The sequence below is a fragment of the Hymenobacter jeongseonensis genome, from assembly GCF_015694725.1.
In the GTDB taxonomy this organism is placed as follows: domain Bacteria; phylum Bacteroidota; class Bacteroidia; order Cytophagales; family Hymenobacteraceae; genus Hymenobacter; species Hymenobacter jeongseonensis.
In genome coordinates this window covers 195,799-213,666 of the sequence record NZ_JADQDQ010000003.1, presented here as the reverse complement: position 1 = coordinate 213,666, position 17,868 = coordinate 195,799, and the positions used below count along the sequence as shown (strand labels likewise).

The 17,868-nt window shown below is 60.1% G+C and carries 12 protein-coding genes; 6 read left to right on the top strand and 6 right to left on the bottom strand.

The genetic code is table 11. The features are described from left to right. Positions 1-4 precede the first annotated feature (4 nt). Positions 5-1,816, top strand: coding sequence for a hypothetical protein (locus tag I2I05_RS07860; RefSeq protein WP_196281685.1), 1,812 nt, complete (start codon positions 5-7; stop codon positions 1,814-1,816). A gap of 378 nt (positions 1,817-2,194) precedes the next feature. Here I2I05_RS07860 and I2I05_RS07855 read toward each other — a convergent pair whose 3' ends face one another. Both I2I05_RS07855 and murI read right to left on the bottom strand, forming a co-directional pair. After that, positions 2,195-4,741 (bottom strand): IPT/TIG domain-containing protein, encoded by a 2,547-nt coding sequence (locus I2I05_RS07855; RefSeq protein ID WP_196281684.1) that lies wholly within the window; start codon positions 4,739-4,741, stop codon positions 2,195-2,197. A 167-nt stretch (positions 4,742-4,908) separates the two neighbouring features. Next, positions 4,909-5,760, bottom strand: coding sequence for a glutamate racemase (gene murI / locus I2I05_RS07850; RefSeq protein WP_196281683.1), 852 nt, complete (start codon positions 5,758-5,760; stop codon positions 4,909-4,911). Between the two features lie 139 nt (positions 5,761-5,899). Here murI and I2I05_RS07845 point away from each other — a divergent pair, with 139 nt between their 5' ends. Then, positions 5,900-6,127: a hypothetical protein gene (locus I2I05_RS07845; RefSeq protein WP_196281682.1), complete on the top strand. Its 228-nt coding sequence runs from the start codon at positions 5,900-5,902 to the stop codon at positions 6,125-6,127. 50 nt (positions 6,128-6,177) lie between these two features. Here the strand turns inward: I2I05_RS07845 and I2I05_RS07840 are convergent, their stop codons facing one another. Then, positions 6,178-6,903, bottom strand: coding sequence for an arylesterase (locus tag I2I05_RS07840; RefSeq protein ID WP_230688222.1), 726 nt, complete (start codon positions 6,901-6,903; stop codon positions 6,178-6,180). A gap of 249 nt (positions 6,904-7,152) precedes the next feature. Here I2I05_RS07840 and I2I05_RS07835 point away from each other — a divergent pair, with 249 nt between their 5' ends. Genes I2I05_RS07835 through I2I05_RS07825 form a run of 3 tightly spaced genes read left to right on the top strand, consistent with a single transcriptional unit; the run spans position 7,153 to position 10,582 of the window. Continuing rightward, entirely contained in the window at positions 7,153-7,854 is a 702-nt protein-coding gene (locus I2I05_RS07835; RefSeq protein ID WP_196281681.1) for an ABC transporter ATP-binding protein, read from the top strand. After that, positions 7,835-10,402, top strand: coding sequence for an ABC transporter permease (locus I2I05_RS07830; RefSeq protein ID WP_230688221.1), 2,568 nt, complete (start codon positions 7,835-7,837; stop codon positions 10,400-10,402). Before I2I05_RS07835 ends, I2I05_RS07830 begins: the two co-directional genes overlap by 20 nt. Before the next feature lie 24 nt (positions 10,403-10,426). After that, positions 10,427-10,582 (top strand): thioredoxin domain-containing protein, encoded by a 156-nt coding sequence (locus I2I05_RS07825; RefSeq protein WP_196281680.1) that lies wholly within the window; start codon positions 10,427-10,429, stop codon positions 10,580-10,582. A gap of 82 nt (positions 10,583-10,664) precedes the next feature. Here I2I05_RS07825 and I2I05_RS07820 read toward each other — a convergent pair whose 3' ends face one another. Next, positions 10,665-11,375 (bottom strand): arylesterase, encoded by a 711-nt coding sequence (locus tag I2I05_RS07820; protein ID WP_196281679.1) that lies wholly within the window; start codon positions 11,373-11,375, stop codon positions 10,665-10,667. Between the two features lie 306 nt (positions 11,376-11,681). Between I2I05_RS07820 and I2I05_RS07815 the strand changes: the two genes are divergently transcribed. Then, positions 11,682-14,510 carry an alpha/beta hydrolase family protein gene (locus I2I05_RS07815; RefSeq protein ID WP_196281678.1) on the top strand — a complete coding sequence of 943 codons (2,829 nt, stop codon included), beginning with the start codon at positions 11,682-11,684 and terminating at the stop codon, positions 14,508-14,510. A gap of 64 nt (positions 14,511-14,574) precedes the next feature. Here the strand turns inward: I2I05_RS07815 and I2I05_RS07810 are convergent, their stop codons facing one another. Together I2I05_RS07810 and I2I05_RS07805 are read right to left on the bottom strand one after the other, a co-directional pair. Continuing rightward, positions 14,575-16,536: an ATP-binding protein gene (locus tag I2I05_RS07810; RefSeq protein ID WP_196281677.1), complete on the bottom strand. Its 1,962-nt coding sequence runs from the start codon at positions 16,534-16,536 to the stop codon at positions 14,575-14,577. Positions 16,537-17,116: 580 nt separating this feature from the next. Further along, positions 17,117-17,818 (bottom strand): hypothetical protein, encoded by a 702-nt coding sequence (locus I2I05_RS07805; RefSeq protein WP_196281676.1) that lies wholly within the window; start codon positions 17,816-17,818, stop codon positions 17,117-17,119. Positions 17,819-17,868: the final 50 nt, after the last annotated feature.

Genomic DNA, 17,868 nt, shown 5'->3' with positions numbered 1-17,868 from the left:
TATTTTGCTTGTTACACCTTCGCATTCCACCATTTACTACATCCTATTGGCTTGCTGCGTGGCGCTGGGCATTGGGCTAATGGTGCTGGCGTGGCGGCGGCCACGGCAACGGCACCGTTGGGCCCGGGTAGTAGCTGGCGCCCTAGCGGCCACGTCGCTGTGGCTGATGGCCTATCCACCCATGCGCCAGCTACCGGCGGCGCGCGCCCAAGCTATTCTGCTCACCGAAGGCTACCACCCCGACACCCTGCGGCAACTCGTGCGTCGGCTTGGCGCGGGCACTCCGCTGTGGTATTATGGCTCGGGCGCAGCTCCTGTTCGGGCCCGTCCGCTCGCGAGCCTGCTCACCCTGGCTGAGCAACGGCCGGCGCTCCAACGGCTGCACGTTGTCGGTCGCGGTTTAGCAGTGGCCGATTTATCGGCCCTGGGCAACCTCGCCGTCCAGCTGCATCCGGCGGCCACATTTACTGGTTTTCAAACGGCTTTGTGGAATCAAAAATTGGCATTGGGCGAAGCCGTGCGGGTGGAAGGAACCGTGGCTTGGACCAAAAGCAGCTCGCCCGCTTGGGTATGCCTGCGGGCAGCCGGCACCGTCCGGGATTCGGTGCGGCTGGCAGCGGGCAACGGAGCATTTCAGCTCCGCTACCTACCCAAGGCGGCGGGGCGGGCCCTCTACGCGCTGGAGCTCCGCCGCGACGGCCAGTTGCTGGCCACCGAGCCCGTGCCGGTGGAAATTACCACCACTACCTTGCCCGCGATTTTGCTGCTGACTGCTACACCTTCTTTCGAGTTTAAATTCCTGAAAAATTACCTGGGTGAAGCGCATTACCCGGTAGCGCTTCGCACCACCGTCAGCCGGGGCATGGTGCAAACCGACTTTGTAAACCAGCCTGCCCGGGTTCTCAATCGGCTCACGCCCGACCTGTTGCGTAGCCACGCCCTGGTAGTTGCCGACGGACCCACGCTGGCCGGTCTCTCGGGTGCCGAAGCCCAGGCCCTGCAAGCTGCTATTGGCGCGGGCTGGCTTGGTTTGGTGGTGCTGGCCGATGCCGCGCCGTTGCCCCGTGCGGTTCCTACGCGGACGGATTTTGCCATTCTGCCCCGAGCGGCGGCGCAAGCCGTGCCGCAAGTATTGACCTGGCCCGACGCGCCAGCGGCAGCGCGCACAGCCATTCCCGCGCAATTGCGCCCCGCTGCCACTTTGCATTCATTGGTTACGGGGCCGGGTCAGGCGCTGGTAGCCGCCAGCCGGCGCGCGGGCCTTGGTTTCGTGGTAGTATCGCTGGTGCCCGAAACCTTCCGCTGGGCCCTGCAAGGTCAACAATCCATCTATGCTTCGTTTTGGAACCGGCTGTTGACCGCGGCAACCCCACCAGCCCAGGCAGCCGCTACCTGGCATGCGGGCACGCCATGGCCCCGCCCCTTGCGCCCCCTCACGCTGCATTTATCCGCCGCCTTGCCCGAGGTGCAACCCACCGTGAGCTTGGCATCCGGCGGCGCTACGGTGCGCCTGGCTTTGCGCCAGGACACGCGCTTACCGGAATGGAGCACCGGGTTTTTCTGGCCGGCTACTGCCGGTTGGCACCAAGTGCGTGGCCCCGGGCGCACGGCGCACAACTTTTACGTATTCCCGGATTCTGCCTGGCAAGGGCCCGAATTGCAGCAGCGCCAGCAGGCTATAGCCCAACGCACTGCCGCAACGCACGCAGGCCCCCCACCAACTGCTGGAATCGTGCAAGTACCCTGGCCAGCCGCGTGGTTCTTTGGGATATTCCTGCTGGCAGCGGGGTACTTGTGGCTCGAGGAAAAGCTGTAATAAACTTCGATAGGTCGAATACAGGCATCCATCTCCGAACACTTCACCGGCTTGTCGTTAGCGGCTATTCACCCAATCAAGATGCGAATCCAACGCGACTTTTCGACTCACGCTCCTGCGTCTGTGACCATCTCAGCATGACGCTCCGATAGTTTGCGGTGGACCTCCCCTACATGCTTCGAAAAGATGCTTGTTCCGTGAGCAAGGCATACGTTACAAAATACCAGTAAGAAAGCCCATTAAAGCAGTAGTACAAATCGCCTTATTATAATTTGTCATCACTGATAAGCGGACACAAAAAAGCCCCTGCCGTAGCAGGGGCTTTTTTGTATGAGAATGCCGACCCCACCCCAAAAGGTAAAGGCGGCATTTAGCCAACTAGTTTTTCTGCACGCGGCGTACGGCGGTAACTGCGCCTTGACGCACTTCCAGCAAGTACACACCAGCAGCCAGGCGGGCGGGCAGCAGCATTTGCTGGTCGGCAGCGAGGGCGGCGGGCGCCACTACCAAGCGGCCGGTCAGGTCGCGCAGGGCAACCGTGGCGGCACCAGCTTTCGGCAGCGCTACGGTAATGCGGTCGGTGGCGGGGTTTGGCGACACCGTCAGGCCGGGCATGGCCTTGCTGGCGTTGGTGGCCGTGGCCGTGAAGTCCGTGATGATGAGGTCGTCGATGATAATGCGTGGGGCGGCAGCGCCTGTGGTCGCAGTTACGGAGTGCGAAATCCGGAAGCGCACAGCCCCCGTTTGATTCACCGTAAAGGTATAGGGCGTGAGCGTGGCCGTGAGTGCAGCGGGCGCACCAGGCACTACAGTGTAAGTAGTACCACCGTCGGCAGACATTTCCAGCGCGAAGGTAGCGGCGGCATCAGCACCATAAAGGGCGGCATTGATGGTAACTACGCCCGCACCGTTGGGCTTATCGAAGTACATGGCGATGAAACCGCCGGTGCGAATCCGGGCCGACTTAAGACCATTGAATTTATCTGCAAATGAACTGCCAATCAGTGAGTTACTAAAGTTCCAGTTGCCGCTAGTGAGGAAAACCGTATCGGCTGCGTAACCACCTTTAACCCCGGTTTCGAAGTTTTCGAAAGCCCCGGCGGTGCTGGGGTTCGACACGATGAAGGTAAAGGCAGTGGACGTAGCACCCGCATTGCTAACCGAAACCGTGTAGCTGCCGGCCGTGGTCAATGCACTGGCGGGGATGGTGACCACCAGCGTGGTGGCCGTGCTGCTGGTCTGGGTATAGCTAACGCCGTTGAAGTTTACCGTGGAAGAAGGCGTGAAGCCCGTACCAGTGATGGTCAGGGTCACATCGGGGCCACCAGCAACTTGGGCATTGGGCGAGAGCGCCGAAATAACCGGCGTAACCACCGGGGCCGTTACCGTGAACGAAGCGGTGCTGGTGGCGGTGCCGCCAGGCGTGGTCACGACAATGGTGCCGCTGGTAGCGCCGGCGGGCACATCAAACATGACCGAAGTAGCGCTCATGACCATGAAATTGGTAACGGCCGTGCCGTTGAGCGTAGCGCCGGTGGCGCCGGTGAAGTTCGTACCGGTCACGGTGACCGAAGTACCCACGGGGCCGGTAGCCGGCGTGAAGCTGGTGATGGTAGGCGTGGGCGTTGCCACGGCAGTTACGGTGCCAACTACGGCCACGTTGGCGGTGGTAGCACCGGTGCTGGCCACGGTCACATTGCCGGCGAAAGCGCCAACCGTGGTGCCCGTGAGGCGCACGTAGACGGGCGTGCTAGCGGCGGTGCCAGCGGCCTGGGCTATTGTCACGGAAGCCGCGAAATCGGTGGTGGCGCTCAGCGAGACTTCGTAACCGGTGGGAGCCGTCACTACTACGTCGGCCGTCAGGGTCGAGCCGCCTACCGTTACGGTTTGGGTGGCCGAAGGCGTGCCCACTACGGCAGTAAAGGCGTTCAGCGTAGCCGGGGTGGCCGTGACCGTGGCCGCAGGGGCCGTCGAGCAGCCGGCATTTAGCGGCGTGTCCGTGGCCGTGAGCAAAATGGGAGTGATACCGCCCGTGGGATTTGCGGTATTGGCTCCCGAGGGCCAAGTGCCATCCGCGTCGGTGTTGCAGTTCAGTACCGAGCCCGTCACCACGCTGCGCTCTTCTACGCGGCGTACGCCGGTGCTCAGCGCATTGGGGATAACCAGGTTGTAAGCGCCATTGGTCGTATTGTAAGTACCCGAAGTGGCAGTCCCGCCGGTTGTGCCAGTGGTCACGCCTACGGATTCTACCAAGCCGCCGCTCAGGGGGCGTCCAGCGCCCGTGGTGTTGTCGTAGGTGAATACTAGGTTTTTAGGCGTAGCCGACGAAGCGCCGTTCACCATTGTGCCGTTGCCGGTTGCAGCGTTGCCAAAAAGCACTACTGTAGCGCCCAAATCCAGGGCGCGACGCGCCACAATGGTAGCCGGCGCCGCATCGGTGGCCAGGGTAATCATTGGGAACAACACATTGCCCGGAGTGCTGAAGCGTGCGTTACCGGAATTCACGTAGCCAAACCAGCCGGTATAGGTACCAGCGGCATCGGTGGTGAAGGAGGCGTAGCTGCCCTCGGTGCCCAAGCTGCCCGTGGAGGAGGTGGCATAAACTGTTGAGGCGGCATCAGTACCGGGAGTCAGCGACAAAATAACGCCGGCCCCACCGGTACCAGTGAGGTCAGTGGCGATAGATGCCGTCACGAAGTAGCGGTAGGTGGTGCTGGCCGTTAGGTTGGTCAGCGTGGCCCGGAAAACATAAGGCAACCGGGTGCCGGGGTTGCTGGTACTGTTGTTGCCACCGCTCACAAACTGGGGGACAATCACCCCGGTGAAGTCGGTTTGGGTAATATTTTGGGCTTGTATGGCAGCAGGCCACAGCATTAGCAGCGCCACCAGACAAGCCAGCAGCCGCGTTGTGAAAAAGTGTTTCATTAAAAAAGGGTAAAAGTGAAAAGGAATGAAAAAACGAAATGTGAGTGAGTAATGATTGGCTAATTACCAAACCGCCATAGCATCAGGCAGGCCCCAAAGATAGAGTTCAGATTTGCGCGAGGAAAATTGCTGTCGAGTTTAACAAATTCACAATCTGGGCCAGGGAGCTACTCCCAGAGCGGGTAGTGCTCCAAATGCACTTCCTGTCCAAAAAACAGCCGGGTGCTTTCTTCAAAAGAGCGGGTGAAATCCGACACGTAAAAATGATGCAGCGGCGGCGCAACGGCCGCCGGGGCCAGCAGCCCGTGCGCCGCTAGATACGCTTCAGCATCGGCCGCCACCACATCCGAGGCATCGAGGACATCGACGCGGCCGGCGTAGTAGCGCGCAATTTGCTCCTTGATAAGGGGGTAATGCGTGCAAGCCAGCACCAGCGCTTCAATATCGGCCAGGGCCGCATTGCTCAGGTACGTACCAATGATGTCGTCGGAAATGGAGTTCTTGAAGAAGCCCTCCTCTATCATCGGCACCAGGAGCGGGGTGGCCAGCGACTGCAAATCCACCCCGGCGTCGAGGTCATCGACCTTCTTTTTGTAAACGTTGGAATTCACCGTTTGCTTGGTGCCGATGAGCCCCACGTGGCGGCCGGGGTAGGTGCGGCCCAAGTGCGCCACAATGGGGTCGATGACGTTGAGCACCCGGGCTTTGGAGCCCACGTACTCGCGCACCAGCTCATAGGCCGCCGCCGAGGCCGAGTTGCAGGCAATCATAATCAGCTTGCAGTGCTGGCGCAGCAGCAAATCACAAATCTTAACGGAATACGCCTGAATGGCGGCGGCGCTTTTATCGCCGTAGGGCAAGTGGGCCGTGTCTCCGAAATACACAATCCGCTCGTGGGGCAGGCGCTGGGCCACCGCCCGGGCCACGGTGAGCCCGCCGATGCCGGAATCGAACATGCCAATGGGCCGGGTATCCGAAGCCGCAGCTGAATGGGAGGGCGCAGGAGCGGAAGTTATCATGCGGCAAAGGTAGGAGCCGGGCGCGGCCGGCTCAACGGTGCGGCCACGGGCGCGGAAATAGTCCAAAAAAAACACTCCCTTCTTTCGAGATTCTTAAAAACCTCCTATATTTCGCCCCCTTCAGAAATTTTATTTCTTTATGAGCACCATTCTGGCCGAAATTGACCACGCCTTGGCCGAACACGACCGACGCCTTGGCCAGCCCGTGGCCATTTACTTGGGCGAGCGCAAGTTTACCCAGCTCACGCTCGACGCCGCCCGCGCGCACCTCCCCGACCTCAGCACCGACGCCGGCCGGCCCCTCGCCTACCGCAACCTTGAATTGCTGCGGGACGAAGTGGATGTGGACGGACTGCGGGTTATTTAAACTGCAGGCAGCCTTTTCGTTATTCTCAATTCAGTCAAATAACCCAGTCGCTAAGCCCCAGCGGGTGGAGCCGCTACCTGCGCCTGCAGCAGCGGCTGAAGCACCGACCAAACGTTGCGCGCCAGAATGCGATGGCCGGCCGGGGTAGGATGAATGCCGTCGGGCTGGTTCAGGCGGCGGTCGCCGCCCACGCCCTGCAGCAGGAAGGGAATGAGCACCAGTTTGTTTTTCGCCGCAATTTCCTGGTAAAGCGCTTTGAAATCGGCGGCGTAAGTGGCGCCCAAGTTGGGCGGGATTTGCATGCCGGCCAGCACAATTTGGGCCTTGGGGCTCCGGCGGCGCACAGTGTCGATGATGGCCTGCAGGTTGCGGCGCGTAGCGGTGAGGGGCAGGCCGCGCAGTCCGTCGTTGCCGCCCAGTTCCAACACAAACACGTCGACGGGCTGGCGCAGCACCCAGCCCACGCGGCTGCGGCCACCGGCAGTGGTTTCGCCGCTCAGCCCGGCGTTGATGACTTTGTAGTCCAGGCCCAGAGAATCAATTTTTTGGCCCACCAGCGCCGGGAAAGCTTGGTCAGGCTCCACACCGTAGCCGGCGGTGAGGCTATTACCAAAGAACAATACCCGCTTTTCGCCGGCGCTAGCCGGCTCATTGGCAGGGACTTTGGCGGCTGAAGCAGCCGATTGCGATGCGGGCGTATTGGTGGCTGGGCTGGAATCACAGGCACTCAGGGCCAAGACCAGCATCGCCGCAAAAGGGAAACGAATGAAATTCATGGGCATTAATTTGGGCACAAAGCCGTAAAGGTGGAAAACAAAGCAAAGGTTTTGGCGTCTTCCATAATCGTAAGGAACGACGCCCCGCCCGGATATGTGCCGTGCAGGATTACCATTCACTACCGCCGCTACCACGTTTGGTGTGGCGAAGCACTATCAAAATCAGGTTCACCAGCGCCGCATCTTGCGGTAAAATGATTTGACTGCGCTCCACTGGCCGTTCCTTTAGCACTTGCCAATTTCTTCTGCATGAGCATTCTAAGAGTCGATAACCTAACCAAAACCTACGCCAGTGCCGGGCACCAACTTACGGTGCTTCAGGCCGTGAGCTTCGAGCTCACGGCGGGCTACACCTTCGCCATTGTTGGGCCCTCGGGCTCGGGCAAAACCACGCTGCTGGGCTTGTGTGCTGGCCTCGACCGCGCCACCTCGGGAAGCGTGTGGGTCAACGGCATTCAGCTCGATAACCTGAGCGAAGACCAGCGGGCCGCCGTGCGGAGCGAACATGTGGGCTTCATTTTCCAGAACTTCCAGCTCTTGCCCACGCTCACGGCGCTCGAAAACGTGCTGGTGCCGCTGGAGCTGCGCGGCCAGCGCGGCGCCTCCAAAACGGCCCTGACGCTGCTCGACCGCGTAGGCTTGGCCGACCGGGCCGCCCATTACCCGGCCCAGCTTTCGGGCGGCGAGCAACAGCGCGTGTCGCTGGCCCGCGCCTTTGCCAACCGCCCCGCGCTACTTTTCGCCGACGAGCCCACCGGCAACCTCGACCCCGATACCAGCGAACGAGTGGTGAACCTGCTGTTTGAATTGAATCGGGAAGCGGGCACCACCCTCGTGCTGGTGACCCACGACTTGGAGCTAGCCGCCCGCACCCAGCGCACCATGCGGCTGCGCGGCGGGGCCGTCCTCGCCGATTATCCCAACGCGGCTTATGTCCAGCCCAGTGCGTAGGCCGCAGCCGGCCACGCGGCCGGGCCTGGGCTGGCTGCTGCGCATGGCGTGGCGCGACAGCCGCCGCAGCCGGGCGCGGCTGCTTTTGTTCATGGCCAGCATTGTATTGGGCATTGCGGCGTTGGTGGGCATCAATTCGTTTGGCGACAACCTGGCGCGCAGCATCAACGAGCAGGCGCGGGAACTGCTGGGCGCCGACTTGGTTCTGGATGCCAACCAGCCTTTTGCCAAAGAGCTAGAACCCACCTTGCAGGCGCTCGGTGAGGCCCGAACCCAGGAAATCTCCTTTGCTTCGCTGGCGGAGTTCCGGCCCGGCCGGGGCGTCCGGCTAGTACAGGTGCGCGCCCGCGACGGCGGCTTTTTCTACGGCGACTGGCAAACCGAGCCTCAGAATGCCGCCCAGCGCTTCGCGCAGCCCAGCGCCGCCCCCGGCGCCTTGGTCGACGACGTGCTGCTGGCGCAGTTCGGGGCCAAGATTGGGGATTCGGTGCAAGTGGGCCAGATTACGCTGCCCATTGTGGGGCGGGTGCTGAAGACGCCGGGGCAGTCCGGCTTCAGCAGTGCGGTGGCCCCGACGGTGTTCATTCCCGCATCGTTGGTCGCCAATACGGGCTTGGTGCAGCGCGGCAGCCGCGTGCAATACAAACGGTCGTACCGATTTGCGCCGGGTACTGATGTGGCGGCGGTCATCAAGCCATTAGAGGCCCGCCTCGACAAAGCCGACATTGACACCGACACCGTGGCCGAGCGCCAACGGCAGATTGGCCGCTCCTTCGCCGACCTGACCCGCTACCTGAGCTTGGTGGCTTTTGTGGCGCTGCTGCTGGGCTGCGTGGGCGTGGCCAGCGCCGTGAACCTGTACGTGCGCGAAAAGCTGGCCGCCGTGGCCGTGCTGCGCTGCCTGGGCGCCAGCGGCCGCCAAGCGCTGCTGATATATTTGCTGCAAACGGCCGGGCTGGGGCTGGTGGGCGCGGTGCTGGGCGCCGCGCTCGGGGCCGCTGTGCAGGGCCTGCTGCCGCGGGTATTGGGCGATTTCCTGCCCGTAACCATTGCCGTTAGCGTGTCGTGGCCCGCCGTGCTCATGGGGTTGGTGACGGGCCTGCTGATGGCGGTGCTTTTTGCGCTGCTGCCATTGCTCAGCATCCGGCGGGTGTCGCCGCTGCGGGTGTTGCGGGCCGCGTTTGAGGACGATACCGCCGCGCCCGACCCGCTACGCGCCCTCGTCATAAGTGCTATCGGCTTGTTCATTCTGGGGTTTGCCTACAACCAAACCCGCGACTGGAAGCTGACGCTGGGCTTTGGGGCCGGGCTGCTGGCAGCGTTTGCCGCGCTAGCCGGCCTCGGCCGGCTCCTGATGGCTTTGGTGCGGCGCTTCTTCCCGGCGGGCTGGGGCTATGCCTGGCGCCAGGGATTGGCCAACTTGTATCGCCCCCAAAACCAAACCCTCACCCTCATTACTTCCATTGGGCTGGGCACGTTTTTGCTGGCCACGCTTTTCCTGACGCAGGCCCTGCTGCTGGGCCGGGTGCAGTTGGCCTCCCAGGGCTCGCAAGCCAATCTGGTGTTGTTCGACATTCAGTCTGAGCAATTATCCGGCGTTGAGGGCCTATTGCGGGCGCAGCGGCTGCCGGTCCTGCTCCAGGTTCCCATCGTGACGATGCGCCTGACTTCCATCAATGGCCGCTCGACCACTGCCCTGAAAAAGGACACCGCCAACGGCATTCCGCCGTGGGTGCTCACCCGTGAGTACCGCGTGACCTACCGCGACTCGCTCAACGCTTCCGAAAAGCTATTGGAAGGCACCGCACCATCCCGCAAGCCCGATGGCACGCCCCTTATTTCGGTGGAGGCCAGCTACCTGCAGCGCGCCAAGCTCAAGCTCGGCGATACGCTGGAGTTTAACGTGCAGGGTTCGCCGTTGCGCACCATTGTGGGCGGCACCCGCGAGGTAGACCGCAGCCGGGTGCAGCCCAGCTTTTTGGTGCTGTTTCCGGCCGGCGTGCTGGAACAGGCGCCGCAGTTTCACGTGTTGCTCACGCGCACCGACAGCACGGCGGCCCTGGCTGCGGTGCAGCAAGCCCTGGTGCGACAGTTTCCCAACGTGTCGGCCATCGACTTGGACCTGATACTGCAAACGCTGGACGACATCGTGGGCAAAATCTCCTTTGTCATCCGCTTCATGGCAGGCTTTAGCATCCTTACCGGCTTGCTGGTGCTGAGTAGCTCGGTGGTCATCAGCCGCTACCAGCGGGTGCGCGAAAGCGTGCTCCTGCGCACGCTGGGGGCCAGTCGCGCCCAGATTCTGCGCATCACGCTCATCGAGTACGGGCTGCTGGGGCTGATGGCTTCGCTGGCCGGCATTCTGCTGGCAGTGTTGGCGGCTTGGGCGCTGGCTTTCTGGGTGTTTGAGGTTGGTTTTGGGGCGGCGGTGCTGCCGCTGTTAGGTTTGGCCGCGTTGGTGACGGTGCTGACGGCTGGCATTGGCCTTTTCAATAGCCGCGATGTATTGCGCCGCTCGCCACTGGAGGTGCTGCGCAGCGAAGGCTAGCCTCGTCCTTACAAATTACCCAACTTGGTGCCGAGTGGCCGGTACATTGCTGGGCGCTATGGCATTCAGTCCTACCCGACCAACTTAGTGATTGACCGGCAGGGCAAGGTGGTTTTTCATGCGCAGTACCACCCCAACATGGCTTTCTTCCTGCAGAAAGCCATTGATGAAGTGAAGTAAGGACGCCAAAACGCAGTCAGCGGCCGGCTTCCACTGGCAGGGCCGGCCGCTGATTTTACACGAGGATTCTAGGTTATTGCAACTAGAGCGTTTTGGTTTGCAGCAACGGCCCCAGCGTGCTCCATACCGTATTGGCCACCACTTTGTAGCCAGCGGCCGTGGGATGGATGCCGTCCTGCTGGTTCAAGTCGGGGACACCGCCCACGCCTTCCAGCAGGTAAGGAATCAGGGCCGCGCGGTTTTTGGTCGCGATGCTCTGGAACACGGATTGAAACTCCGTGACGTAGCCGGGCCCAAAGTCGCCGGGAATCTGCAGGCCGGCGATGACGATTTGGGCCTTTGGGTTTCTGCGTCGGACGGCGTCGATGATGCCTTGCAGATTGCGCCGGATTTCGGGTACGGGCACGAGGCGAAACACGTCATTCGCGCCCAGTTCGAGCACAAACACATCGACCGGCAAACGCAGGACGTTGCCAACGCGCGCGAGGCCCCCGGCCGTGGTTTCGCCACTCACCCCCGCGTTCACCACTTTATAGTTTAACCTAGCGGAATCAATTTTTTGGGCAATCAGACTCGGCAGATTGCTCTTTGGGGCCACGCCGTATCCAGCAGTCAAACTATTGCCAAAGAAAACGACGCGCTTGGTAGAGGACGTGGCAGGAGCCGCTATTGGCTGGCTAACCCGGGGCCTGGTGGCGGGCGCCGCCGGAGCTGTTTGAGCATTTGCACTGAAGCCGCAGGCGCCAAGCACCAGAACAGACCACGTTATGATTACGAATTGGGGCACTTTCATGGACAGCAATACAAACTTTTAAGTTGAGCAATGGGAGTGTTAGCCCGTCGGTGACGGTTAATAATCAAAGCGCGCGCCAACTCCTCTGGTTCCCGGCCGCACGAGTTGCTGTAATAACGAAGGAGGCTTCAGCTTATTCTTACTTCACCGCAGTTCTGGCTCCTCAGGCAAGGGCGGTTATTTATCATCCTTGGTTGAACCAAATGCTTGGGATGAAGCAGCCTCTAGCGCAACGTCCCTTCGTCGATTTTGCCTGAAACCGAACTTGGCAGTGGAGTATATTTGGGAATAATCCCCTCCAAGTACATGCACAAGCTCCTCGTTCTCTTTGCCTGCTTCATTTGTCTACCGCCCGCAGTGGCGCAACAAGTCCCCAAAAAGCCGCTCGACCATTCGGTTTACGACAAATGGGAGAGCGTTGCCAACCCGAAAATCAGCAACAACGGCAAGTACGTGCTGTACCAGGTGAAGCCCCAGCAGGGGGACGCGATGCTGTACATCAAAACGGCCGCCAACCGTACCCTGCGGCAGGTCAGCCGCGGCGATTCGGCCTTGTTTACCGCCGATTCCAAGTACGTGGTTTTCTCGATAAAGCCGCTGTACAAGGACGTTCGGCAGGCCAAAATCAAAAAGAAAAAGCTCGAGGACATGCCCAAAGACTCCTTGGGCATTTTGGCCCTGGAAACCGGCAAGCTCACTAAATTCGCCAACGTCAAATCTTTCCAGGTAGCCGAAAAAGCATCGGTCCTGGCGTTTTTGGCCACGAAGCCGCCGCTGAAAGACGACAAGACCAAGGCGCCGGCCGATACGCTTAAGAAACTCACCGACGACTTGCTCGAAGCTAAGAAAGCCGGCGCCGCGCTCACGGTTGTGAATCTGTTGAATGGCAACGTGCGCGAGTTTGCCGCGGCTACTGATTATCAGCTGAGCAAGCTGGGCAACAAAACGGCGTTTGCGGTAGCGGCGCCCAAGGGCAGCAAGACCATAAAATCGGGCTTGTTCGTGTTTGATTTGGCGTCCGGCAGCCTCAAGAAGCTGAGCTCGGGCAAAGGGGTGTATAAGAACCTGGCATTTGACGACGCGGGCAAACAGCTGGCCTTCACGGCGGAAAAGCACCCCGAGAAAGCGCTGGTGAAACCGTTCAGCCTATACTATTCGGACTTCACCAAGGACTCGGCCGCCACCATTTTGCGGCCCGGCGATAAGGCCCTGAAAACCGGCTGGTCGCCGAGCGGCTTTGGCAAAATTGTGTTTAGCGAGAATGGCGAGAAGCTTTTCTTTGGCACCGCGCCCGACCCCATTCCGCAGGACACCACGCTGGTAGAATTCGAGAATGCCAAGCTCGATATCTGGAACTATAAGGACGACTACTTGCAGCCCATGCAGCTCAAAACGCTGAAGAAGGATTTACAACGTAACTACCTGGCCGCCATTTATCCGAAGCAAGCCAACAAAGTGGTGCAGCTCGAAGACGAGTACCTGCGCGACTCGTATATGGCCGACAACACCAACGCCGAATACGTGCTGGCTACTACCGACACGGCCAAGCGCGTGTCGCTGCAGTGGGAAGGCAACACCCGCAAGCAAGCCTATTTGGTATCGACGCGCACCGGCCAGCGCATTGCCATCAACCCAAAGGCCTCCAAAAGTCGCTTCCAGATTTCGCCCCACGGCGACTACGCCCTCTGGTACGACGACGCGGCCAAAAACTGGTTTGCCTTCTCGGTAGCCAGCCGCAAAACCGTGAACCTGACCGCCAAAGCCGGAGTATCCTTCACGGACGAAGAAAACGACTCCCCTACCGACCCCGAGCCCTACGGCCTGGCCGCGTGGACGAAAAACGACGAAGCCGTGCTGCTCTACGACCGGTACGACATCTGGAAAATCAACCCCAAGACCGGCCTAGCTACCAACTTCACCAACGGCGTGGGGCGCCAGAACAAGCTGCGTTTCCGCTACCGCATTCCGGTGGATAAGCAGAAGTTTATCGAGCCGAAGGATGAGTTGCTGATGCAGGTACAAAACGAAGTGGACAAGACCTGGGGCTACTACCGCAAGTCCCTCGCCAGTACCAAAGCACCCGAGCGGCTGGGCATGGCCCCGATGGCGTATTCCAACATCGAGCAGGCCAAAAATGCCCGCCGCTACCTCTACACCAAATCGAGCGTGAGTCAGCCGGCCGACGTGTACGTGAGCGCCGACCTGCAAAAGGAAACCAAGCTCAGCGCCATCAACGCGCAGCAGAAGGACTACAATTGGATGACCGCCGAATTGGTCCAATGGACCACTCCCAAGGGCTTCAAGGCGACGGGCGTGCTCTACAAGCCCGAGAATTTCGACCCGACCAAGAAGTACCCGATGGTGGCGTATTTCTACGAAAAGCTGTCGGATGGCATCTACCGCTACCAGGCGCCCGCGCCGTCGCCGTCGAAGCTCGACATCACCATGTTTGCCAGCAACGGCTACCTCGTGTTCACGCCCGACATCAGCTATACCGTGGGCGAGCCCGGCCCCTCGGCCGTGGAATACATCAACTCCGGCGTGGAGGCCTTGAAGAAAAACAGCTGGGTTGATGCCGCCCACATCGGCATTCAGGGCCAGAGCTGGGGCGGCTACCAGGTGGCCTACCTCATCACCCAAACCAACATGTACGCGGCCGCCTGGGCCGGCGCGCCCGTCGTGAACATGACCTCGGCCTACGGCGGCATCCGCTGGGAATCGGGCATGAGCCGGCAGTTCCAGTACGAGCGGACGCAGAGCCGCATCGGCGGTTCGCTCTGGGAAAAGCCCGAGCTGTACATCCGCAACTCGCCGCTGTTTGAGTTGCCCAAGGTGCAAACGCCGGTGGTCATCATGTCGAACGACGCCGACGGAGCCGTGCCGTGGTACCAGGGCATTGAAATGTTTACCGACCTGCGCCGCCTGGGCAAGCCCGTGTGGCTGCTGCAGTACAACGGCGAGGCCCACAACCTAGTCAAGCGCGAAAACCGCAAGGATATTTCCGTCCGCGAACTCCAGTTTTTTGACCATTACCTCAAGGGCCAGCCTGCACCGGTGTGGTTAGAAAAGGGCGTGCCCGCCGTGGAAAAAGGACGCAACTGGGGCTTGGAAGTATCGAAAGAAACAGGCCTGTAAACGCACGGCGGGACTGGGTCAGCCACCACTACAGGGCCAGAAACTTAAACCCACAGCCACTGCGCTAGTAAAAGTATATGGCCTTGTCCTCCTGAAGCGGCTGGGAATGTAACGATTCAATCCCAATCACTTCGCTTGGCAGGCAAATCGTGAATTCTGTAAATTGGCTTTCCTCCGACGTCACGGTCAAGGTGCCGCCGTGTGTTTCGGTCACGATGTCATAGCTCAGCGACAAGCCCAGTCCGGTGCCTTCACCCGGCGGTTTGGTGGTGAAAAAGGGCTGAAAGATTTTGGCCTGAAGCTTTTTGGGGATGCCCGTCCCGTTGTCGCGCACGCGGATTTCCACCGCGTGGCCCGAGGCGGCGCGGCGGGTGCTCACCATGACCGTGGGCTCGTAGCCCGCCGGCCCGCCAACGGCAGCGACCGATAACGCCTGCTGGCGCACGGCATACAAGGCGTTGGCGCACAAGTTGAGCAACACCCGGCTCAGGTCCTGCGCCACCACGGGCACCGGCCCCAATTTCACATCCAGACGGGTGTGCAGGAACGCCCGAAACGCGTGGTCGGTACTGCAAAGGTTCTGGTAAGCTAGCATCAACGACTCTTCTACCAAAGCGTTGAGGTCGGTGGGGAGCCGCGGGGCCGGGCCATTGCGCGAATGCTCCAGCATGGTCTTCACAATGGACGACGCCCGTTGGCCGTGCTGCCGAATTTTTTCCTGGTTGAGCTGCACGTCGGTGGCCAAAGCTGCCAGGGCCTTGCGGTTCAGCACGGGGCGGCCTACCTCTGCCTGTAGTTCGGCGGTGAGCTCGGCGCTTACGCTGGCAAAGTTGGCCACGAAGTTGAGCGGGTTTTGCAGCTCGTGGGCAATACCGGCGGTTAGTTCGCCCAGGAAAGCCATTTTCTCGTGCCGCAGCAATTGGTCCTGGGCCGTTTTGAGGTCGGCCAGGGCCGTACGCAAGGCGTCGCGTTGGGCAGCCAGCTTTCTATTCCAGGTGTGAAGCTGCTGGTTGGCGTGCTGTTTCAGTCGGTTGTTGCGCCACAGCAGCAGCAGGAAAGGCACGGCCGCCAGCACCACCGCCAGCAAGGCCTGCTGGCGGCGCTGGGCGGCGCCCAAGCGTTGCTGGTCCGCCAGGGCGTCCTCGCGCATCAGCTCGTTTAGCACCAGGGCCTGCACCTGCGCCATCTTGGTTAAGCCGAAAAGGCTTTCGCGGGTGGCACTGGCCAGCGTCAGGTACCGAAAAGCCGCGGCGCTGTCGCGCCGGGCGGCGTGGGCCGCGGCCAAAAACTGGCTGGCCTGCAGCACGCCCTTCGGGTACCGTCCTTGCTGCCCGGCGGCCAGGGCCCGTTGCGCGCAGTAGAACGCCGAATCGGCCCGACGCCCGCCTTGGCGCGCAAACAAGCGGGCCTGGCCCATATAAGCTCGGCACAGTGCAAAGGTGATGTGGCCGCTTTGGGCCCGCCGAATGCCGCGGCGGAAGTAGGCCTGGGCCACGCGGGACTGGCCCAACGCCGCGTACACATTGCCCAACATGGCCACGTCGCCCACTTCACTGGTTAGGTCGTGCTCGCGCACATCCAGGGCGTAGCCTTGCTGCAGGTAAACCAAGGCCGAATCCAACCGGTGAAGCTGGTAGTACACGTTGCCAATGTTGCCCATCACTCGGGTCAGCAGCTTCACGTTCTGGCTTTTCTCGGCCACGGTTTTGGCCCGAAAAAAGTACGCCAGAGCCGGCCGGCTGTTGCCCTGCTCCCAATGAAGGTAGCCCAGCGCGTTGAGCGCGCGGCCCAGCAAAAACGGGTCGCGCAGTTCCTCGGCCACCCGCAAGCCCCGCAGGCCCAATTGCAGAGCAGCGGGGTAATTGCCGGCCTCCCGAAACCCGGACCCCAACCGAACCAGCGCCCAGCCCTCGCCCCGCCGAAACCCCAGACGTTGGGCGAGTTGCAGGGCTTGCTTGCCGTAAGAAATAGTGGCCAGGGGGTCGGTATGGGTGAATTCGTAGGCCAGGTCGGACAGCAAAAGCACGCGTGTCGAATCGGGCGCAGTGGCCTCCAATTGTTGTCGGAGACTGTCTATCCGGGACAGTGGCGGAGTAACAGGTGCTGCCGTAGGGACCAGCCACCACAGGAAAAGTGCGCAAACCGTTGTCATCACTACAAAGCAGAAACACCCGAGTGGAAAACCATCTCCAGCACCAAGATTTCGGGGATTTATCGGCGTTTCGTGCTTGGCCGCGCACGCCGGTCAGCCACCCCTATCAAGACCTGGGCCCCACCCCGAAGCCGTCTGTAGCAGTTCCAGTGCCGCCTTTAGGCAGCAGTTTTATAAATATAACCATAAAATATTAATAAACCGTACAATTAAATACTGGGCTCGCAAACTGGGTGAGGCTGAGAAACTTTTTGGATTTGTCTCTTGGCCATGATAGAACGTTCGTCCATGTACCTGGTTACCTGCCTATTCTCCGCAGCCTACGCGGTGAATGCAGGGGTTAGTTTCCGTATCCGCCCCTGCGGCGGCCCCCGACACGCCCCGTCGCGGCGGGGGCCGCCGCAGGGGCGGCAGAAACTCCAAAGCTCCCCAAATCAAGCTCAAATGGAAATGGCTATTTCCCAAAAACAACTGGCAGGTTTTCTAATCGATTTGCCCATTCCCATTGCTTACGTCGCCATTGATAATCTAGAAATAGAGGACTTCCTTTCGAATCGTATTCACCCATCCAAACATTAACTCCAATCTGGTGTGCTCCTGTTTGCAAATGGATATACCTTATTCCGTCATGAATTGGCCCTCTTGGCAGAAAACGAGGTTTGTCTGGATGTTCTTTATTGTATCTGGCGAAGTCCAAATAAAATTGTGTGCCTTCGTCCAACACGCTTGTATTCTGATAGTAAAAATTGAAAGCATCTGCTGATGTGCGCAAAACCGGATTATTCTGACAGCAGTCTAACTTTTTGACAAAAGTCTGACCTTGATATTGCCAGTATAAATAAGAGAGAAGCTCCGTCGAGTTGCAATCACAACTAGGTTTTCCGGGTTCTATTAGAATCTCGCATCCTGAGCAACCACTTCTGTAATACAGTATGGTATCAATTCCCTGACGCTGCAACGCCTTTGAAATGTGAGAAACCAAGGTGTCGCTCCATGTATCCATCGAATCATGGGCATGCACTAAAAAATCAGCCGTCAATGAGTCTAATGGTTGCGACTTGAAAGCAATTGTTACGACATCTACTTTACTATGCTGCTGCTGGCAACTCAAAATCCAGCAACTCAATACTAGCAGTACAACTATGCGCTGAATCAAACTGCAAGGGGTAAAACTTATGACGAATACACCTCTTCAAAGTAAGCCTT